The 20,160-nt window shown below is 65.7% G+C and carries 20 protein-coding genes; 16 read left to right on the top strand and 4 right to left on the bottom strand.

Translation table 11 applies throughout. From position 1 onward, the window contains the following. The first annotated feature begins 5 nt into the window (after positions 1 to 5). The 8 genes from pgaB (at position 6) to G3N95_RS34765 (ending at position 9,707) form a co-directional block, all read left to right on the top strand. Complete coding sequence (gene pgaB / locus G3N95_RS34800) at positions 6 to 2,048, top strand: poly-beta-1,6-N-acetyl-D-glucosamine N-deacetylase PgaB (protein WP_205974617.1); 2,043 nt, start codon at positions 6 to 8, stop codon at positions 2,046 to 2,048. Positions 2,049 to 2,116: 68 nt separating this feature from the next. Then, positions 2,117 to 3,418 carry a poly-beta-1,6-N-acetyl-D-glucosamine synthase gene (gene pgaC, locus G3N95_RS34795; protein WP_241019120.1) on the top strand — a complete coding sequence of 434 codons (1,302 nt, stop codon included), beginning with the start codon at positions 2,117 to 2,119 and terminating at the stop codon, positions 3,416 to 3,418. A gap of 71 nt (positions 3,419 to 3,489) precedes the next feature. After that, complete coding sequence (locus G3N95_RS34790) at positions 3,490 to 3,942, top strand: hypothetical protein (protein WP_205974615.1); 453 nt, start codon at positions 3,490 to 3,492, stop codon at positions 3,940 to 3,942. Between the two features lie 48 nt (positions 3,943 to 3,990). Continuing rightward, on the top strand, positions 3,991 to 5,820 hold the full coding sequence (glmS, locus tag G3N95_RS34785; protein WP_205974614.1) for a glutamine--fructose-6-phosphate transaminase (isomerizing): 1,830 nt from the start codon (positions 3,991 to 3,993) through the stop codon (positions 5,818 to 5,820). Between the two features lie 9 nt (positions 5,821 to 5,829). Beyond that, the gene (locus tag G3N95_RS34780; protein ID WP_205974613.1) at positions 5,830 to 7,059 is read left to right on the top strand and encodes a hypothetical protein; all 1,230 of its coding nucleotides are present in this window, start codon (positions 5,830 to 5,832) and stop codon (positions 7,057 to 7,059) included. Between the two features lie 142 nt (positions 7,060 to 7,201). Continuing rightward, the gene (locus tag G3N95_RS34775) at positions 7,202 to 7,573 is read left to right on the top strand and encodes a GFA family protein (protein WP_205974612.1); all 372 of its coding nucleotides are present in this window, start codon (positions 7,202 to 7,204) and stop codon (positions 7,571 to 7,573) included. A 35-nt stretch (positions 7,574 to 7,608) separates the two neighbouring features. Beyond that, entirely contained in the window at positions 7,609 to 8,355 is a 747-nt protein-coding gene (locus G3N95_RS34770; RefSeq protein WP_205974611.1) for a response regulator, read from the top strand. Further along, the gene (locus tag G3N95_RS34765; protein ID WP_241019119.1) at positions 8,352 to 9,707 is read left to right on the top strand and encodes an ATP-binding protein; all 1,356 of its coding nucleotides are present in this window, start codon (positions 8,352 to 8,354) and stop codon (positions 9,705 to 9,707) included. Before G3N95_RS34770 ends, G3N95_RS34765 begins: the two co-directional genes overlap by 4 nt. Here G3N95_RS34765 and G3N95_RS34760 read toward each other — a convergent pair. After that, entirely contained in the window at positions 9,697 to 10,614 is a 918-nt protein-coding gene (locus tag G3N95_RS34760) for a LysR substrate-binding domain-containing protein (protein ID WP_205974610.1), read from the bottom strand. The genes G3N95_RS34765 and G3N95_RS34760 overlap by 11 nt on opposite strands. Before the next feature lie 98 nt (positions 10,615 to 10,712). On the opposite strand from G3N95_RS34760, the gene G3N95_RS34755 reads away from it, so the two are divergent. From G3N95_RS34755 to G3N95_RS34745, 3 genes are all read left to right on the top strand, one after another. Then, a complete protein-coding gene (locus tag G3N95_RS34755) occupies positions 10,713 to 11,612 on the top strand; it encodes a nitrilase-related carbon-nitrogen hydrolase (RefSeq protein ID WP_205974633.1) in 900 nt (299 codons plus the stop codon). A 140-nt stretch (positions 11,613 to 11,752) separates the two neighbouring features. Beyond that, positions 11,753 to 12,205, top strand: a complete 453-nt coding sequence (locus G3N95_RS34750; protein WP_205974609.1) for an SET domain-containing protein-lysine N-methyltransferase — start codon at positions 11,753 to 11,755, stop codon at positions 12,203 to 12,205. 94 nt (positions 12,206 to 12,299) lie between these two features. Beyond that, positions 12,300 to 12,560 (top strand): hypothetical protein, encoded by a 261-nt coding sequence (locus tag G3N95_RS34745; protein ID WP_205974608.1) that lies wholly within the window; start codon positions 12,300 to 12,302, stop codon positions 12,558 to 12,560. Positions 12,561 to 12,680: 120 nt separating this feature from the next. Here G3N95_RS34745 and G3N95_RS34740 read toward each other — a convergent pair whose 3' ends face one another. The 3 genes from G3N95_RS34740 to G3N95_RS34730 all read right to left on the bottom strand — a co-directional run bounded on the left by G3N95_RS34740 (position 12,681) and on the right by G3N95_RS34730 (position 15,213). Beyond that, positions 12,681 to 12,887 carry a hypothetical protein gene (locus G3N95_RS34740; RefSeq protein WP_205974607.1) on the bottom strand — a complete coding sequence of 69 codons (207 nt, stop codon included), beginning with the start codon at positions 12,885 to 12,887 and terminating at the stop codon, positions 12,681 to 12,683. 227 nt (positions 12,888 to 13,114) lie between these two features. Next, positions 13,115 to 14,557 (bottom strand): ATP-binding protein, encoded by a 1,443-nt coding sequence (locus G3N95_RS34735; RefSeq protein WP_205974606.1) that lies wholly within the window; start codon positions 14,555 to 14,557, stop codon positions 13,115 to 13,117. Next, the gene (locus tag G3N95_RS34730) at positions 14,554 to 15,213 is read right to left on the bottom strand and encodes a response regulator (RefSeq protein ID WP_205974605.1); all 660 of its coding nucleotides are present in this window, start codon (positions 15,211 to 15,213) and stop codon (positions 14,554 to 14,556) included. Before G3N95_RS34730 ends, G3N95_RS34735 begins: the two co-directional genes overlap by 4 nt. Positions 15,214 to 15,415: 202 nt before the next feature. Between G3N95_RS34730 and G3N95_RS34725 the strand changes: the two genes are divergently transcribed. The 5 genes from G3N95_RS34725 to hpnK all read left to right on the top strand — a co-directional run bounded on the left by G3N95_RS34725 (position 15,416) and on the right by hpnK (position 20,156). Beyond that, positions 15,416 to 15,955, top strand: a complete 540-nt coding sequence (locus G3N95_RS34725; protein ID WP_205974604.1) for a cytochrome b — start codon at positions 15,416 to 15,418, stop codon at positions 15,953 to 15,955. A gap of 202 nt (positions 15,956 to 16,157) precedes the next feature. Then, complete coding sequence (locus tag G3N95_RS34720; protein WP_205974603.1) at positions 16,158 to 16,517, top strand: hypothetical protein; 360 nt, start codon at positions 16,158 to 16,160, stop codon at positions 16,515 to 16,517. 84 nt (positions 16,518 to 16,601) lie between these two features. Then, the gene (hpnI, locus tag G3N95_RS34715) at positions 16,602 to 17,822 is read left to right on the top strand and encodes a bacteriohopanetetrol glucosamine biosynthesis glycosyltransferase HpnI (protein WP_205974602.1); all 1,221 of its coding nucleotides are present in this window, start codon (positions 16,602 to 16,604) and stop codon (positions 17,820 to 17,822) included. 52 nt (positions 17,823 to 17,874) lie between these two features. Further along, on the top strand, positions 17,875 to 19,299 hold the full coding sequence (gene hpnJ / locus G3N95_RS34710) for a hopanoid biosynthesis associated radical SAM protein HpnJ (protein ID WP_205974601.1): 1,425 nt from the start codon (positions 17,875 to 17,877) through the stop codon (positions 19,297 to 19,299). Further along, on the top strand, positions 19,296 to 20,156 hold the full coding sequence (gene hpnK / locus G3N95_RS34705) for a hopanoid biosynthesis-associated protein HpnK (protein ID WP_205974600.1): 861 nt from the start codon (positions 19,296 to 19,298) through the stop codon (positions 20,154 to 20,156). The genes hpnJ and hpnK overlap by 4 nt, the downstream gene beginning before the upstream one ends. Positions 20,157 to 20,160: the final 4 nt, after the last annotated feature.

Genomic DNA, 20,160 nt, shown 5'->3' with positions numbered 1-20,160 from the left:
ACATCATGGACAAGCTCAACCGTAGACGTTTTCTCGCCTTCGCCGCCGGTCTCGCCGCTGTGCCCGCTGCACAGGCCCGCATCGCGCTGGACCGTCTGCCGCCGCCCGATGCGGACGACGGCCTGACGTTCCGCGTGCTCGCGATTCACGATATCCGCGACGATCTGCGCGCCGATGTGTCGACGGTCGCCGATACCTGCGCGATCAGCACGGCCACGCTCAACACGATCTTCGCGTGGCTGAAGGCGAAGGACTTCCGCCCCGTGAGCGTCGATCAGATCGTCGCGTCGCGCAACGGCGGGCCGCGTCTGCCGCCGCGCGCCGTGCTGCTCACTTTCGACGATGCCTACAAGAGCCAGTTCACGCATGCATTCCCGCTGCTGCAGCAGTACGGCTATCCCGCGCTGATCGGCGTCGTCACGCGCTGGACCGATACGCCGGCCGGCGACCCCGTGCGCATCAGTCACAAGTCGGTGATGCCGCCGGGCTACTTCATGAGCTGGGACGATCTGCGCGAGATGGCGAACTCCGGCCTCGTCGAAGTGGCGTCGCACACACACGACCTGCACCACGGCGCGCTCGCCAACCCGCAAGGCAACGAGCTGCCCGCCGCGAGCGCGCATCTGTACTACCCGCAGCTGGAGCGCTACGAGACGGATGAAGAGTACCAGGCGCGCGTGCACGACGACCTGAAGAAGAGCGTCGATCTGATCCATGACCGCACGGGCGTCGCGGTGCGCTCGGCCGTCTGGCCGTACGGGATGTACAACGCAGCGCTCATCAAGGCGTCGCAGGCGCTTGGCATGTCCGTGCATTTCACGCTCGACGACGGCCCGAATACGCCCGACGTGCCACTCACGCAGATTCGCCGGCTGCTCGTGTCGTACGACTGGGACGTGGGCACGCTGATCGCGCAGATGCGCTCGTCGCGTCTGTATCGTGGCGAGCACAACCCGGTCGAGCGCGTGGTCAACGTGTCGCTCGACGAAATCTACGACATCGATCCGAACAAGAGCGAAGCGAAGCTCGGCCGTCTGCTCGACCGCATCAAGGATCTCGAACCGAAGTCGGTGTATCTGAAGGCGTATTGGGACCCCGACAACACGGGCGTGGCGCGTGCGCTGTATTACCCGAACCGCCACATGCCGATGCGCGCGGACCTGTTCAACCGCACGGCATGGCAACTGATCACGCGCGCCGGTGTGCAGGTCTATGCACGCATGCCGCTGCTCGCCTTCGATCTGCCGACGGGACATGCGGCAGCAGGGCGTCTCGTCGAAGTCGCGGCGAACAGCCCGAGCGACGCGCAGCACGGCCGCACGCCGCGCCTGAGCCCGTTCGATCCCGTCGCGCGTCAAGCCATTCAGGACATCTACGACGACCTCACGCGTTATTCGAGCTTCAACGGTGTCGTGTTCGGCTCGGACGCGACGCTCAACGCGTACGAAGACACGGGCGCCGCCGCGATGGCCGTGTACCGCTCGTGGGGCCTGCCGGGCGACGTCGCGCAGATTCACGCCTCCGACGACCTGATGCAGCGCTGGGCAAAGGGCAAGACGGCGTACCTGAACACCTTCACGAACCAGCTCGCCGAGCGCGTGCGTGCGTATCAGGGCGGCGGCAACGTGCTGACCGCGCGCACCGTGCCCGCCGAAGCCGTGTTCGACGCGAACGCCGAGCGCAATTTCTCGCTGAGCCTCGCATCGTCGCTGGCGAATTACGACTTTGTCGCCCTGACGGCGGCGCCCCACGCAGCCGGCGAACGCGTGAGCGACGCATGGCTCGACAGCCTGCGGCAAACCGTATTGCACCAGCAGGGCGCGGCGGCCAAGACCGTGTTCGAGCTGCCCGCGATCAACCGGCAGACGCAGCAGCCTGTCGAGGCGGCCGTGCTGCGCGCGCAGATGAAGCGGCTCAATGCAGGCGGCGTCGTGCACCTGGGCTACGGACCGGACGACTTCCTCAAGAACCGGCCGGACACGACGGTGCTGCGCGACGTGATGTCGGTGCAAAGCACGCTGCGATCGAATCAGGGGATGTTGGGCTGAGCATCGCACGCGGGTTGCGATACCCGCGCGATGCGAGCCCGGACCAGGGGACCACAATGAAAAATGCAATGAGCGTCATCTCGAACTTCGTCTTCTACTATCCGCTCCTGATGGCGTATCTATGGATGGTGGGCGGACTGCTGCACTACCTGCTGATCGAGCGCCGCGACGCGGGCCGCAAGGTTGCGCCGCCGCTGGCGTCGTATCCGAAAGTGTCCGTCGTCGTGCCTTGCTACAACGAAGCCGACAACGTGCGCGAAGTGATCGCGTGCCTCGACCAGCTGAACTATCCGAACTACAACATCATCGCGATCAACGACGGCAGCCGCGACGAAACGGGCGCGATCCTGAACCAGCTCGTCGACGTGTATCCGAAGCTCGTCGTCGTGCATCAGCATCAGAACGAAGGCAAGGCGATCGGTCTCACGACGGCCGCGATGTTGTCCGATGCCGAGTACCTGATGTGCATCGACGGCGACTCGCTGCTCGACAAGGAAGCGATCGGCTGGATGCTGCGCCATTTCCTCGACGACGCCTCCGTCGGCGCCGTGACGGGCAACCCGCGCATCCGCACGCGCTCGTCGCTGCTCGGCCGCATGCAGGTGGGCGAGTTCTCGTCGATCGTCGGGCTCATCAAGCGCACGCAGCACATGTATGGGCGTTTGCTGACGGTGTCGGGCGTGGTGTCGATGTTCCGCAAGCGCGCACTGCAGGAAGTGGGCTACTGGAGTTCCGACATGCTGACGGAAGACATCGACATCAGCTGGAAGCTGCAGGTGCAAGGCTGGGGCGTGAACTTCGAATCGCGCGCCCTGAGCTGGATCCTGATGCCGGAAACCTTCCGCGGACTCTACAAGCAGCGTCTGCGCTGGGCGAAAGGCGGCATCCAGGTGCTGTTCAAGTATGCCGGCGCCGTGCTGTCCCGCCGCAACATGATGATGTGGCCGATCTTCGTCGAGTACGCGACCAGCATCGTGTGGGCGTACTGCATGCTCTTCACGCTCGTGATGATGGCGGCCACCGCGCTCTTCACGCTGCCCGAAAGCTGGCGCTTCGCGTTCGTGCCGCGCGGCACAGGTGTGCTGCTGTTCGCGACCTGCTGCGCGCAGATTCTGCTGGGCTGCCTGATCGACCGTCGCTACGACAAGAACCTGCTGCGCTATTTCGTCGACACCGTCTGGTATCCCGCTGCGTTCTGGGCCATCAGCATGATCGCCTCCGTGATCGCGCTGCCGGGCGTGGTCAGCCAGCGGCGCCGAAAGCGCGCCCGCTGGGTGAGCCCCGATCGCGGCATCCGTTCCGCGGGCGCCGTCGCGGCGGACGCATCGGCGGCGCTGCTCGCGCAGCCTGCCGCACAACGAACGGAATAACAGCAGTGAAGCACGTGGAATGAAGCATTCGAATTGACAAACGCAAGTCAACAGTCTCAGGGGAACACAACATGGAACACCCAATCATCGATGTTTCGAAACAGTCCGTCGCGCAGTTCGCCACGGAATCCAGCAAGACTCGCGCGATGCGCACCGTCGCGTGGTATCGCGTCGTGCGCCCGACGCTCGTGCTCGGCACGTGGGTACTTGCCGCGCTGTATATCCGCTGGTGTCTCGCGAACGCGAGCGAGGAAGAGCTGTCCCTCGATGCATTCATGCCCGGCATCGTGGGTATCGGCATCGTCGCACTGTCGATGATTCTCTGGACCTTCGGCCGCCAGATGGATGCGATGAACGCGCATCGCGTGCGCCGCATGCCGCAGGCGACGGAAGCGTCGCAGCCGGACACCCCGCATGAAATTCCGGAAGGCGATGCGGGCCGCTGCCTCGTCGCGTACCACGACGACGACGGCATGATCTCGCACGTGATGAGCGTGCCCGAGTTCGAACGTCAGGCCGCCTGAGCGCGCCACGGTTATCACAGTACAAACACACGCACCACGGAGACCAACATGTGCGGAATCGTAGGAGCAGTGGCACAGCGCGATGTCGTCGGCGTATTGACGGAAGGGCTGCGCAGGCTCGAATACCGGGGGTATGACTCGTGCGGCGTCGCCGTCCTGCAGCACGGCGCGCCGCGCCGCGTGCGCAGCGTCGAGCGCGTCGCGAATCTCACGCAGCAGGTTCAGGAAGCGCGGCTGTCGGGCACGATCGGCGTTGCGCACACGCGCTGGGCAACGCACGGCGCGCCCGTCACCGACAACGCGCACCCGATCTTTTCGCGCGACGAGATCGCGCTCGTGCACAACGGCATCATCGAAAATCACGAGCCGCTGCGCGATGAACTGAAAGCGCTCGGCTACGTGTTCGAATCGGATACGGACACGGAAGTGATCGCGCATCTGATCCACCACACGCGCGAGCAGGATCCCGAGCGCGATCTGCTGACGGCCGTGCAGCGCGCGCTGCTGCGTCTGCGCGGTGCGTACGCGATCGCCGTTTTCGCACGCAACGAGCCGGACCGCGTGATCGGTGCGCGCGCCGGTTCGCCGCTCGTGATCGGCGTGGGCGAGCGCGGCAACTATCTGGCGTCGGATGCGATGGCGCTGTCGGGCACGGCCGAACATTTCATCTTCCTCGAAGAGGGCGATGTCGCGGTGTTGTCGTGCGATGGCGTGCATATCGTCGACCGCGACGGCGCCACCGCACACCGCGAAGTGCAGGCGCATCACGCGAGCCACTACACCGCCGAACTCGGCCCGTACCGCCACTACATGCAGAAGGAAATCTTCGAGCAGCCGGACGTGGTCGCCGATGCGACCGAGCGCGTGCGCGCCATTACGCCCGCACTGTTCGGCGCGAACGCGCAACGCGCATTCAGCGAGATCGATTCGCTGCTGCTGCTCGCGTGCGGTACCAGCTACTATTCCGCGCTGACCGCGAAATACTGGTTCGAATCGATCGCGGGCATTCCGACCCAGGTGGAAATCGCCAGCGAGTATCGCTATCGCGAGAGCGTGGTGAATCCGTGTGCGATGGTCGTCGTCGTGTCGCAATCGGGCGAGACGGCCGATACGCTCGCGGCATTGAAGCACGCGCAGGAACTCGGTCATCACCATACGCTCGCGATCTGCAACGTGCCGCACAGCTCGATGATGCGTCTCACGGAGTTGCAGTACCTGACGGGTGCGGGCCCGGAGATCGGCGTCGCTTCGACAAAGGCGTTCACGACGCAACTCGTCGCGCTGTATCTGCTCGCGCTGACGCTCGGCAAGGAACGCGGCCGCGTGAACGCGGACGAAGAAGCAGCCGCGCTGCAGCAACTGCATCATCTGCCCGCCGCGCTCAATAGCGTGCTGGCGCTGGAGCCGCAGATCGTCGCATGGGCGCAGGCACTGGCCCGCAAGGATCACGCACTGTTCCTCGGGCGCGGCGTGCATTACCCGATTGCGCTCGAAGGCGCGCTCAAGCTCAAGGAAATCTCCTACGTCCACGCGGAAGCGTATCCCGCGGGCGAGCTGAAGCACGGACCGCTCGCGATCGTCACGAACGAGATGCCCGTCATCACGATCGCGCCGAACGACGCGCTGCTCGAAAAGCTCAAGTCGAACATGCAGGAAGTGCGCGCGCGCGGCGGCCAGTTGTACGTGCTCGCCGATGCCGACACGAAGATCGAAAGCAGCGAAGGCTTGCGCGTGATCCAGCTACCCGAGCACTACGGGCCGCTGTCGCCGATCCTGCATGTGGTGCCGCTGCAATTGCTCGCGTATCACACCGCGAGCGTACGCGGCACCGACGTCGACAAGCCGCGCAATCTGGCGAAGTCGGTCACGGTGGAGTGAAGGGCGCTCATGCGGATCATCTTTGCAGTGCTCACTGTGGTCACGGCCACGGCGGCGGCGATCCTCCTCGTTCCGCCCGCGCACGCGGGCGGAACGAAGGCCGCTAAAGCCGCCGCTGTGTCGCGCGTGCCGACGGGCGATCTGCGCGCCTATATGCATGGCATCGGCGCGATCACGGATGAGCAGGGCGTGACGACGGTGTTCTTCAGCAGCTCGGGCCTGCCGCCGCGCGGGGCGGGGCGCGACCGCAACTGGACGCACGATGTGTATATCGCGCGCTGGACGCCGAAGCAGCCGAAGCTCGACCGTCCGCGCGTGTTCATCGGGCGGCCGGAGGCGCAGGAACCCGTGTCGGTCGCGCAAAACGACACGGGCCGCGTGATGGTGTCGTTCGAGGACGGCTGGAACACGCCGAATGAAGTGAGCCAGCGCTACGGGGTCTACACGTCGGATCTGAAGGACGTGAAGCCGTATCCGAACGATGTGCTGTCGGGCGGCCACTCCGGCCATGTCGCCGCCGTCGGCTCGCGCTTCGTCGTGTTCTATTCGAATGACTGGGTGAACGGCGGTGGCGTCGACAATCTCGGCACGGGCAACGGCGTCTACGTGAAAACCTACGACGCCGACGGCGCGCTGCTGCAGGCAGTCGACGTTGCGCCGCGCACGCGCGAATGGTGGCCGATGATCGCCGGCTCGCCGACGCGCGCGTTGCTCGTGTGGCAGCAATACGTGAGCGGCGAAACCTACGCGCGCCTGAAGGTGGCGACGCTCGATCCGTCGACGGGCGCGCTGAGCGAAGCGCGCGTGATCGCCGACCGCTTGTCGTATTACACGTATTCGGCAGCGTATGTGCCCGCTATCGACCGCTTCGTCGTGGTCGCCACCGACGACAAGGGTAAAGGCTTCGCGCAACTGATCGACGCGAACGGCCAGACGACGGCGTCGCTCGATTGCATGCCGGCGTCCGTGCGCGAAGCGGGCGTCGCCGTGATCGGCCAGCGGGCGTTCGCGCCGTCGCAGGATGGCCGGCTGCTGCATCTGAAGCTGACGCCCAGCTCGATCGAACTGGCGGGCACGCAGCCGTCGCCGATCGCGTGGACTTACACGGGCAGCGTCGGGCTGGTGCGCTCGCCGACCCAGCTGCACTGGGTCGCGACGAGCCCCAAGGGACTGCAGGAAGCGGACTTCGATCTGAAGGCCGCGCAGGCGCCCGGCGCGAAGGATCTCTGCAAGGGCTAGCGCGTCGCCGAACGGGGGCGCCGGCAGGCTTTCACGGCCGCCGGCGCCCCATTTTGTATCGCTGTACGCGGCAGATACATTGGGACACAAAGCCCGGGCAGCGCTCGGGTATAAATGCGGTCATCGCATACAGGAGCATGCCATGACCACCGATTTTCACCACGGCTCGTGCCATTGCGGCGCCGTCAAGTTCGAAGTCGAGACGCCCGTCACGCCCGCCGGCCGCTGCAACTGCAGCCTGTGCCGGCGCAAGGGCGCGCTGATGTCGCCGTTCTTTCCCGCCGGCGCGCTGCGCATCCTGTCCGGCCAGGACGACCTGACGCTGTACCAGTTCAACACGCGCGTCGCGAAGCATTACTTCTGCAAGCACTGCGGCATCTATCCGTTTCATCAGACACGCAAGGATCCGAACCTGTGGCGCGTGAATATCGGCTGCCTCGACGGCGTGGACCCTTACGCGCTGGAGGCGTCGGTGGCGGACGGCAAGAGCCTTTCCGTGGTCGATGACGCGTAAGATAACCGAACCCCTGGCCGGCGAAGGAGCCTTGTGTGGATAAAACGGATCACGTTCTGATCGTCGACGACGACCGCGACATCCGCGAGCTGGTCGGCACGTACCTCACCAGGAACGGCGTGCGCGCGACGCTCGCGTCGGGCGGCCGGCAGATGCGCGCGGCGCTCGCCGACGAGCGGCCCGACCTGATCGTGCTCGATCTCATGCTGCCCGGCGAGAGCGGTCTCGACCTGTGCCGCGAGCTGCGCGCGGGCGAATTCCAGACCGTGCCGATCCTGATGCTGACGGCGCTGAGCGAGGAAACCGACCGCGTCGTCGGACTCGAAATGGGCGCGGACGATTACCTCGCAAAGCCCTTCGCCGTGCGCGAACTGCTCGCGCGGATCCGCGCCATTCTGCGCCGCGCGCGCATGATGCCACCCGGCAACAGCAGCGAGCCGGCGGGGTCCGCGCATTTTCTGCGCTTCGGCGACTGGCGCCTCGATACGATCGGCCGCAACCTGATCGACGGCGAAGGCACGCTGGTCGCGCTGAGCGGCGCCGAATACCGGCTGCTGCGCGTGTTCGTCGATCATCCGCAGCGCGTGCTGACGCGCGATCAGTTGCTGACGTTGACGCAAGGCCGGCAGACCGAGCCGTTCGACCGTTCGATCGATCTGCTCGTGAGCCGCGTGCGCCAGCGCCTCGGCGACGACGCACGCGAGCCGCGCTACATCAAGACGCTGCGCAACGAGGGCTATGTGTTCTCGTCGCTCGTCACGCCAGAGGAACAGGGCGGATGAGCACGCCAACGGTTCATATGCGGGATCGGATGCCGGGTGTTTTGCGCAGTGTGTGGCGGCCGCGCACGCTGTTCGTGCGGCTGTCGCTGATCTTCGTCGCCGGGCTGCTCGCCGCGCAGACGCTGTCGTTCTGGCTCACGATGACCGAGCGCAACGAGGCGACCATGCACGTGATGGTCGGCTACATCGGCCAGGAAGTGACCAGCTCCGTTGCGCTGCTGGACCGTCTGACGCCCGCCGAGCGCGAGGAATGGCTGCCGAAGCTGGGGCGGCGCAGTTACCGGTTCGTACTGGGCACGGGCACGAACGGCATGCCGCCGGACGCGAAGCTGTCGCAGGAAATCGGCGCGTCGATCGCGAAGGACATCGGGCAGCAATACAAGGTGACGGCCAACGCCGTGCCGGGCGAGGGCGAGCATCTCGAAGTGCATCTGACGCTGAGCGACGGCACGCCGCTCACCATCGACATGCATCCCATGCACGGCATTCCCGTGTCGCCGTGGCTGCCGCTCGTGCTGATCGCGCAACTCGCGCTGCTCGCCGGCTGCGCGTGGCTCGCGGTGCGCCTCGCGACGCGGCCGCTCGAGCGTCTCGCGCGCGCGGCCGACACGCTCGGCCCCGATCTCGCGCCCGCCGCGCTGCCCGAAGACGGTCCCGAGGAAGTGGCGCGCGCGTCGAAGGCGTTCAACGCGATGCAGGCGCGCATCGGCATCTATATGCGCGAGCGGCTGCAGATCCTCGCCGCCATTTCGCACGATCTGCAAACGCCCATTACGCGGATGCGGCTGCGCGCCGACATGCTCGACGACGAAGCGGAGCGGGCGCGTCTGCAAAAGGATCTGAAGGAGATGGAACTGCTCGTGCGCGAAGGCGTCGCGTATGCGCGCACGCTGCACGGCGCCGACGAAAAACCCGTCCGCGTGAATCCGGACGCGCTGATCGAGAGCATCGTCAACGACTACGCCGATGCGGGCGACCGCGTGACGCTGGCGGGACGTGTCGGGACGGCGGTGACCACGCGCCCGCAGGCGCTGCGCCGCATTCTCGGCAACCTGGTCGATAACGCGCTGAAGTATTCGGGCGGCGACGAGGTGAACGTCGAAGTGTCCGTCGACGGGACGGCTGCGCAGCACTGGTCGATCGTCGTGCTCGATCGCGGCCCGGGCATTCCGCAGGAGCAACTCGACGCCGTGTTCCAGCCGTTCTATCGCGTCGAAAACTCGCGCAATCGCGAGACGGGCGGCACGGGGCTGGGCCTCGCGATTGCAAAGCAGCTTGCGCAGTCGATGAACGCGACGCTCACGCTGCGCAATCGCGAAGGCGGCGGGCTCGAAGCGCGCCTCACGCTGTGAGGTCGACGCCTGGCTTGTCGGCCTTGTGCTTCGTCGCGGCGCGCACCTGATCGCGCACGTAGTCGACGAAGCGCTTCACGACGGGATCGTCGCGTGCCGTCTGCCAGGCGATGCCGACGCGCCATTGTGCGGACGCATCTTTCAGTCGCAGCACCTTCGCGTCGCGCAGCAGATGTTCGGCGCGCGACGGCACGAAGGCGACGCCGACACCCGCCGCGACGGCGGCCAGCACCGACTGGATATCGTCCGCCTGCTGGATCACGCGCGGCACGAAGCCGCGCTCCGCGCACCAGGCGTCGATCATGGCCGCCGTGCCCGGCCCGCGGCTGCGCGCGAGCGCGACGAAGCCCAGTTCGTTGAATTCATCCAGCTTCGCGGGCAGGCGCTTCCACTTCGCGTGCGGCGGCATCGCGAGCCCCAGCGACTCGTCGATCACAGGAAACGCCGATAGCCCCTCGGCAGCGGGCAGGCGCACGAAGCCGACGTCGAGCTTGCCGGCAAACATGCGCCGCGTCTGTTCCGCCGACGACAGATCATTCAGTGTGACGCCGATCAGCGGATTAGCCGCGCGGTAGGCAGCGATCAGCGGCGGCGCGAGCGTGAGCGTCGACAGGCACAGCCCGATGCGCAGATGACCGCGCCGCCCGCTGCTCGCTTCGCGCGCACGGGCGAGGACGTCGTCGGCGTCGCGCACGAGCGCTTCGGCATCGGGCAGGAACGCTTCGCCGAACGCGGTCAGTTCCGCGCCGTGCCGGCCGCGTTCGAACAGCCGCCCGCCAAGACTTTCTTCGAGCGCGACGATCTGCTTGCTCAGCGCAGGCTGGCTCAGATGCATTGAATCTGCGGCACGGCCGAAATGGCGCAGATTCGTCACGGTCAGGAACGCACGCAACAGGCGGATTTCCATTCTTGGCAGTTATCGTATCGATCAGATTATTCATTTTACTAATCGATGCGCGGGCGGTCCAATGGCGTCATTCCATCGACGTTGTCTCCATGTCTGCCATGTTTTCCTTGCCTGCCGCGCCGCTGCGCGTTGTATCGATTCCCTTCGCTGCGCAGTGCGGCGAGATCGAACAGAATGTCGCGCGCGTCGTGGCGCTTATCGAGCGAGCCGCGCAGGAACGCATCGGGCTCGCGGTGTTTCCCGAAGCGTGCCTGACGGGCGGCATCGAGGGGTGGCCGATGCGCCGCGCGCAGATGAAGGCGCTGGCGACGAGCGTCGACGGCGGCCCCGTGCAAGCCGTCGCCGATGCCGTCGAACGAACGGGCGTGGCGGCGGGCGTCGGTCTGATCGAGCGCGCGCACAACGGCGAGCTATACAGCAGCTATGTCGTCTGTCTGCCGGACGGTCAACGGCACGTGCATCGCAAGCTGCAGGCGGACGGCCAGCCGCATATCGCGAGCGGCGACGGCTTCACGGTGTTCGATCTGCCGGGCGGCTGGCGGATCGCGGTGCTGGTCGGCGGCGACAACTATCTGGTGGAGAACGCGCGGATGGCGGCGCTGCTCGGTGCGGGCCTGCTGGTTTCGGCGCACGCGCGGGCGGACGTGGCAGGCGATGCAGATGAAACAAGCGCCTGGCTGCGTCGCACCCTGCCGGCGCGCGCGCTCGACAACGGCCTGTTCGTGGTCTACAGCGACCAACGCCATGGCGCCATCGTCGATCCGTGCGGTCATGTCGTCGCGCAGCGCGCAGCCGGCGAGCAGATGATCCCGGCGGAACTCGATCCGGCGCTGATCGGCACGAGCCCCGCGCACCGATGGCTCGCCACGCGGCGTCCCGAACTCTATGCGCGGCTTGCCCATGAAGCGCGCCCCGGCTCGCCGTCGTTCGAACCGCGCAACGCGAGCGCGCGTGGCGCAGTCGCCGTGAGCTTCGCAGTCGTGAGACGTGGCAGGTAGTGCGATGCGCTAGCACATCGGCGCGCAAACGCAACGTCACGATCTCGATTCACACTGGAGGACCAACATACACACATCGATAACAGTGCATTTTTTTCGCGCTCTATACTGAATCGATCCATCCTCTTCGAAAGCAGGCCATGCGTCGTTTAACAGTCAGACGGTCGCCGATTCACGGCAAAGGTGTGTTCGCGTTGCGCACGCTCGCGGCGGGCGAACGCATCATCGAATACAAAGGCGAGGTGACGTCATGGCGACGCGCCGCGCGGCGTATCGAACGCGGCGGCGAGTACGGGCATACCTTCGTGTTCGGGCTGTCGGATGGACGGGTGATTGACGGCAGCGTCGGCGGCAATAGCGCGCGCTGGCTCAATCATGCGTGCAAGGCCAATTGCGAAGCCGTCGAAATCGACGGACGCGTGTTCATCGAAGCCGCCGTCGATATCCAGATCGGCGAAGAACTGTTCATCTCGTATGGACTGTCCGTCGACGATCCGCAAGACGAAGAAACCCGCCGCCAATACGTATGCCGGTGTGGATCGCCCGCGTGCCGCGGCACGATGCTGGCGGGGATGGACGAGGCGCGCGTCTGAGGGACGGCCGGGTGCCTGGTTCGAGGCTGCGGGGTTCGGGGAGGGCGGTTGCCCGCCTGTGATACAGTGCCCGCAGCGTTCCAGAGAGGCGTCCATGACAAACCGACCACGGAAGACCCTGCAGTCCCCGGCACTGACCTTGCCGGCCTTGCCGCTGCTGCTGAAGGAACTGGAAGCATCGCTGCCGTCGCTGATGGCACAGCCCGCGTCCATTTCGAAGGCGCTTGCACGCGTCTGCCACGGCCTCGAGCGTGCCGGCGCGCCGATGCGCCAGCGCAAGCCCCGCGCCGCGCAGCCCGCGCGCGTCAAGGCAGTGCGCGTCGAGATGCCGATGTCGCTGCCGCTCTTTCCCTGATGCACGAACGTACGTCGCGCGTCTCGCGGCGAACGGCTTGTCCCTTTCTTCTCCTTGCAACCCGATGACGCGCTCGCGCGAAGCGAGACGCGTTCGGCCGCGCCTCGCTTCACGTCCGCACTAATGCGTGTGATAAAACCCGTCGGTCACCGAGTTCTGCAGCACCCCGTCGACGTACACATCGACGGGGTCGCCATCCGGCGAGATCAGGATGGTGCCGTTGTTGTGCTGACCGGGCAGCTTGATGCGGCCGCCGTGGATGTCGGCCATCGTCTTGCTGTCGAGTTCGGTCGAGGCACTGAGGTCGTGAATGGTCAAAGTCTTCATGATGCGTCTCCTTGAGCGGAACGGTTGCAGGTTCGGATAAGCGGCCGGCGCGCTTGCGCCAGACAGTGCGAATCTCGTGCCATCGAACCGCTGTATGAGCGATGTGCTTCAGGACAGGCGTCAGGACGGGCTTCCCCGTGGAGTCGCGTCGAAACGTGGACGACGCAACGTTGTCACGCACCCGTCATCATTGACACGAGTGTTGGACATGCACCGACAGGGCAGCGTCAGGTCGCCGCCGCCGTCTGGCCCGTGCGCGCGTCCGGCACGCGTGGAAACGCGATCTGCACGGCCAGGCCGCGCCGCCCGATGCCCGAGCCGATATGAATCTGCGCGTTGAAATGCGCGGCGATGCGCGCGACGATCGACAGCCCGAGGCCGCTGCCGTTCCCGCTCGCCGTTGCCGACGCGCCGCGAAAGAAGCGGTCGGTGAGACGCAGCCGTTCTTCGTCGGAGACGCCGGGGCCGTTGTCGGACACCGTGATCGAGACCGTCTGCGCGTCGGCCAGCACGCTGATGTGTACCCGCCCGCCCGGGTCGCCGTACTTGATCGCGTTGTCGAGCAGGTTGTCGATCAGCGTGCGCGCCAGCACACGGTCTCCGTAGACTTCCGCGTTGGCGTCGCCCGTGAGCGCGACACTCATCGACTTTTCTTCCGCATGCGGCGCGCGAAATGCGATTGCCTCGCCCGCGATGTCGTATGGCCTGACGCGCGCGGTCGTCATCGTGTCGCGCTCGTCGAGCCGGGCGAGCAGCAGCAACTGCTCGGCCAGATGCGCGCTGCGGTCGACGCCCTGAACCACACGCTGCATCGCCAGCTGCTGTTGCGCGCCGTCGTGCGCGGCGAGTGCGACCTGCGCCTGGACCTTGATCGCGGCGAGCGGCGTCTTCAGTTCGTGCGCGGCGTCGGCCGTGAAGGCGCGCTCGCGCAGGATCGACTGTTGCAGGCGCGCGAGCAGCTGGTTGATGGCGTCGACGAGCGGCCGGACCTCGGCGGGCGACGGGTTGACGTGAATCGGCTCGAGATTGCGGCTGTCGCGCATGCGCACGGCCTTCGAGATCGCCGACAGCGGCCTGAAGCTGTGCCCCACGCTGAACCAGACGAGCAACGCGAGCACGGGCAGCGCGAGCGCCATCGGCCGCGCGATCCGGCTGGCGACGCCCGTCGTCAGGTCGCTGCGCAGGTTGGCGGGTTCGAATACGCGCACGCTGCGGCCCGTCGCGCTGTCGTTCAACGCGTAAGCCCGCCACGGCTGGCCGTCCACCGTCAGGATATGTACGCCTTCCGCCGTCTCGCCCGGATTGGCGGAATGGCGCAGCGCCACGATGCCGGGGCTGGCGCCCACCACCTGACCCGCCGCGTCGCGCACTTCGAAAAGCGCATAACGGGGTTGCGCATCGGAGTCGTCGTCGACGGCGGGCGACGCGCGCGTGTATTCGTTGCGCACGTCGACGCCCGCGGCGGCTAGTTTCGCGAGGTTGGCGCCGTCGAGCTGGATCAGCAGATGCGCGAGCTGGATCAGGCGCGCGTCGTCCCATTCGTCGACCTCGCGCGTCGCGTTGCTAAAGCTCCACGCGAACATCACCGCCCATACCGCGCCGACACTGACGAGGATCAACCACATCAGCCGGCGGCGGATCGACGTCGACGTCGAGCCCGGCCCGGTCATGTCTTGTCCACGACGTAGCCGAAGCCGCGTACGGTGCGGATCACGTCGCCACCGAGCTTCTTGCGCAGGTTCGACACATGCACTTCGATCGCGTTGCTCTCGACTTCTTCATGCCAGCCGTACAGGCTTTCCTCGATGCGCGCGCGCGGCTGCGGCACGCCCGCATGGGTGAGCAGGTGAATCAGCACGGCCCATTCGCGGGCCGTGAGGGGCACCCGCGCGCCTTCCTTCGAGACCGTCTGCGCGACGGGATCGACGGTAAGGCCGCGCCACGCGATCAATTCGCTGCTGCGGCCCTGCGAGCGGCGGATCAGCGCGCGGCAACGCGAAATGAGTTCCGCGAGATCGAACGGTTTGCCGAGATAGTCGTCGGCGCCGGCATCGAGGCCGCGCACCTTGTCGGCCGCCGTGTCTTTCGCGGTGAGCACCAGCACGGGAACCTCGTTGCCGCGTTGCCTCAGCGACTTCAGCAGATCCATACCGGACAGCTTCGGCAGCCCGAGATCGAGCAGCACGAGCAGGTAGTGCGTGGTCGCGAGCGCCAGTTCCGCATGCTGGCCGTCGCGCGCCCAGTCGACGGTAAAGCCCGCGTTGCGCAGCGCGACTTCCAGTCCGCTGCCGATCAGGTCGTCATCTTCAACGAGAAGAATGCGCATGGTGTCGTTATCTGACTGATGTGGCATATCGTATCGACTGGCAGTCTAGCGCGGATGCGGCCCATGTATATGCGCTTTCAGTCATCCAGGCGGCTTTAAGCTTTTCTTCAGGATCGCCCCGTTAGCATCGCCGCGTCCTCCGCGCTTTGCAGTCTGCCCCTTTTGGCGCTTTGTGCGCGGCTTCATTCCTTCGAGATCGACAATGAACCTGAATACCCTTGCTCAACGTCCCGCCTACGACGGCATCGCGCGCCTCCTGCACTGGCTGATCGCGCTGCTGATCGCCGCGCAGTTCGTGATCGGCTGGACGATGCCCGACGTGCATCGCGATACCTTGCCCAACGGGCTGATCGCGTGGCACCTAGGCGTCGGTGCGGCGATCGTCGCGGCTGTCGCGTGCCGCATCGTCTGGCGCGCGACGCATACGCCTGCGCCCGCCGAGCTGTCGCGCTCGCTCAAGCTCATTTCCCACTTCACGCATGCGCTGCTGTACACACTGCTCGTCGCCGTGCCGCTGGCGGGGTGGGCGAACGCGTCGTCGCGCGGCTGGGCGGTGAAGCTGTTCGGCGCCGTGCGCTTTCCGGATCTGACGCAGTCCGGCTCGCCGACGGGGCATGCGCTCGGCGACGTGCACAGCGTGCTCGCATGGGTACTGCTCGCGCTGATCGTGCTGCATGTGGGTGCCGCGCTGTTTCATCGTGTCGTGCTGAAAGACGACGTGTTGCAGCGGATGCTTCCGTAAGCAGCAAGCAATCCAGTGAAGGCGAGTTGAAACAAAACTTGATTTGAGGGACTTAATATTCTCTTCAGAATCGCCTCGCTACCATCGGTGCGTCGTGTCCAGCAGTGTGGACACGCTTGAATTCGTCGCACCGTCATGCTGACTTCATATTTGCGGAGTCGCGGCAGCCGATCGGTGCGCACCATGTAGGGCTGGCCGGGTGATGAAGCAAACCACCGTTCAAATGATTCGCGCGCACGTCGTCACGGCTTCCGTGGCCGCGACGACGATCGACGTATTCGTCGTAGGTCTGCTGTTCTTCTGCAAGTTTCCCGAGACGCTGTTCGAGACGACGTCGTTCCGCGAGCTTGCGTTCGCGCTGCTGCTCGCTGCCGTACTGATCACGCGTCATGCGGCGAGCATCGCATTTCGCGCGGCGATGAAGCGGCGTCATGCGCACTACATCGGACCACGACGCGATGCCGTGTGCGTATCCGCGATCTGTCCGGCACGAAGTCTTGTGATTCTTCATCTGCATTTCACCGGCATGCCTTACGTTCCCGTCAAAGCGACGGGTTGGTGACAGCCGTCGCCGCATTGTGTGTACGTGGCTGCGACGTCGACGGGACGGCCAGCTTTCAGGTTTTCAGCCGGAGCAATCGAAACCATGCAGGACGCGCTACTGCACATCTACTGGCTGCCGATGGCGCTTGTGTTCGGCGCCGCGTTCTATGCCGTCGTCGCCGTCGTGGCGTCGCGCATATCGGCGTCGCGCGCGGTCGCGAGGGAGCGGCGCGCCGCACCGACCCCCGTCAGCGTGCTCAAGCCGCTATGCGGCGCCGAGCCGCGGCTCTTCGAAAATCTCGCGACGTTCTGCGAGCAGACGCATCCGTGCTTCGAAGTGATCTGCGGCGTGTCGCGCGCGGACGATCCCGCCGTCGCGATCGTTCATCAGTTGCAGGCCGCGTATCCGCGCCGCCGGATTTCGCTCGTCGTCGATCCGCGCATCCACGGCACCAACCTGAAGGTCAGCAACCTGATCAACCTGGCGCAACGGGCGCATCATGATGTGTTCGTGCTCGCCGACAGCGACATCGCCGTCGAGCCCGATTACCTGGAGCGCGTGTGCGCGCCGCTCGCCGATCCGCAAGCGGGCATCGTCACCTGCCTGTATCGAGCGAAAGGCATTGCGGGGTTCTGGTCGCGCGTCGGCGCGCAGTTCATCAACGAGTGGTTCGTGCCGTCCGCGCGGATCGCGCATGCGTTCGGCTCGATGCGCTTCGGCTTCGGCGCGACGCTCGCGCTGCGGCGCGCGACGCTCGAACGTATGGGCGGTTTCGAACGGCTGCGCAATACGCTCGCCGACGACTTCTGGCTCGCCGAACACGTGCGCGAACTCGGGCTCGCGACGGTGCTGTCGCCCGTGGTCGTCGAGACGGACGTGACGGAAAGCACACTGGCCGCGCTGTGGGACCGCGAGACGCGCTGGCTGCGCACGATCCGCTCGGTGAACCGGTTGGGGTTCACGTTCCTGTTCGTGACCATCACGCTGCCGTGGATCCTGTGCGGCGCGTGGCTTGCATTCGCCTTGCATGGTGCGGCCGGGCATCCCGCCGCGCTCGTCGCGCTAGTCGCGGCATGTGTGACCGGTGTGTCGGCGCGTGTCGTCCTGCACGCGATGACGAGCGGCGAGCCCAGGACGTTCCGGCGCGATCTCGCACTGATGCCCGTGCGCGATGCGTTGCTGTTTGCGCAATGGATGGCGGGGTCGTTCGGCTCGACGGTGGTGTGGCGCGGGGTGCGCATGCCCGTCGAGGACACGGAAGGCCCGGCGACGGTTTTCCGGCACGAGCCGGTCAAGGCACTTGAAGTATCCGATGGCCGCTGAGCGCAACGATCTGGCACGCGCTCGGCTCAATCAAAACTCGTGGAAAACGAAGATGAAGAAGACGTTGTTTTTGCAGGCGCCGTCGTACGACGGTTTCGACGGCGGCGCGGGGTCGCGTTATCAGGCAAAGCGCGAAGTCCGTTCGTTCTGGTATCCGACGTGGCTCGCGCAGCCGGCCGCGCTCGTGCCGGGCAGCCGCGTGCTCGATGCGCCCGCCGACGGCCTGTCCGTCGAAGCGTCGCTCGCCATCGCGCAAGAGTACGAAGTGGTGGTGATCCACACGAGCACGCCGTCCTTCCCGACGGACGCGCTCTTCGCCGAACAGCTGAAAGCACGCGCGCCGAAGGCGCTGGTCGGCATGGTCGGCGCGAAGGTCGCCGTCGATCCGCACAACTCGCTGACGGCGAGCGAGTCCATCGACTTCATCTGCCGCGAGGAATTCGACTTCACCTGCAAGGAAATCGCCGAAGGGCTGCCGTTCGCGCAGATCAAGGGCTTGAGCTATCGCGCGGCGGACGGTTCGATCGAGCACAACGAAGCGCGCCCGATCCTCGAAAACATGGACGAGCTGCCGTTCGTCGCTCCCGTCTATCAACGTGACCTGAAGATCGAGAACTACTTCATCGGCTATCTGAAGCATCCGTATGTGTCGATCTACACGGGCCGCGGCTGCCGTTCGCGCTGCACGTTCTGCCTGTGGCCGCAGACAGTGGGCGGCCACCGCTACCGCACGCGCTCCGTCGAGAACGTGCTCGAAGAAGTGAAGTGGATTCGCGACAACATGCCCGAAGTGAAAGAGATCATGTTCGACGACGACACCTTCACCGACTTCAAGCCGCGCGTCGAAGAGATCGCGCGCGGTCTCGGCAAGCTGGGCGTCACGTGGTCGTGCAATGCGAAGGCCAACGTGCCGTACGCGACGCTCAAGATCATGAAGGAGAACGGCCTGCGCCTGCTGCTGGTCGGCTACGAATCGGGCGACGATCAGATCCTGCTGAACATCAAGAAGGGCTTGCGCACGGATATCGCGCGGCGCTTTTCCGAAGACTGCCACAAGCTCGGCATCAAGATCCACGGCACCTTCATTCTCGGCTTGCCGGGGGAAACGAAGGAGACGATTCAGAAGACCATCGAATACGCGAAGGACATCAACCCGCATACCATCCAGGTGTCGCTCGCCGCTCCCTATCCGGGCACGACGCTCTACAAGCAAGCCGTGGACAATGGCTGGCTCGAAGAGAACAAGGTGATCAACCTCGTCAGCAAGGAAGGCGTACAGCTTGCGGCGATCGGCTATCCGCATCTGTCGCGCGAAGAGATCTATCACCATCTGGAGCAGTTCTACCGGCAGTTCTATTTCCGCCCGTCGAAGATCTGGGAAATCGTGCGCGAAATGCTGATGAGCTGGGAGATGATGAAGCGGCGCCTGCGCGAGGGCGTCGAATTCTTCCGCTTCCTGCGGGCCCGCGAGGCATGACGCAACGTGCGACGCATGCGCCGCGTACGCCGCAACGTGCACTGATCGTTACCGCCGACGACTTCGGCCTGCATCCGCGCATCAACGAAGCCGTCGAGCGCGCGCATCTGCATGGCATCCTGACTTCGGCCAGCCTGATGGTCTCCGCGCCGGCCTCGGCGGATGCCGTGCATCGCGCGCGGCAGTATCCGAGCCTGCGCGTCGGCTTGCACATCGTGCTGGCCGACGGCGTGCCGATGCTCGCGTCGCATCTCATTCCCGCGCTCGTCGACCGGGATGGACGGCTCGGCGACCGGATGGTGCGCGACGGCTTTCGCTTTTTTCTGCTGCCCGAGGTGCGCCGCCAGCTGAAGGCGGAGATCCGCGCACAGTTTCAGGCGTTCGCGCGAACGGGTCTCAAGCTCGATCACGTGAACACGCACAAGCACTTTCATCTGCATCCGACCGTGCTGGCGCTGATCATCGAAGTGGGCAGCGAATACGGCCTGAATGCGATGCGCCTGCCGTACGAGCGCGGTGCGCCCGCGTGGATCAGGCCGTGGATCGCGCGCGTGCGCAAGCAGCTGGATAATGCGGGGATCGCGCACAACGACTACGTGATCGGCATGTCGCAGACGGGACACATGGACGAAGCGGCGCTGCTCGCCGCGCTTGCCCGGCTGCCGGAAGGCGTCGGCGAGATTTACTGCCATCCCGCCGTGCCGGGGGAAGGGGCGATCACGCCCACCATGCAGACGTACCGGCATAGCGACGAATTCGACGCGCTGATGTCCGAACGCGTCGCGTCGGCGCTGGCGGCAAGCGGCGCGATCACGGGCGGTTTCGCGGATGTGTTCGCGCAACGTGCATACATGTGATGGA

Origin of the sequence: Paraburkholderia sp. Tr-20389 (assembly GCF_017104565.1) — a bacterium.
GTDB lineage: Bacteria > Pseudomonadota > Gammaproteobacteria > Burkholderiales > Burkholderiaceae > Paraburkholderia.
Note: the sequence above shows the minus strand (reverse complement) of the source record. Positions and strands in the feature narration are given on the sequence as shown.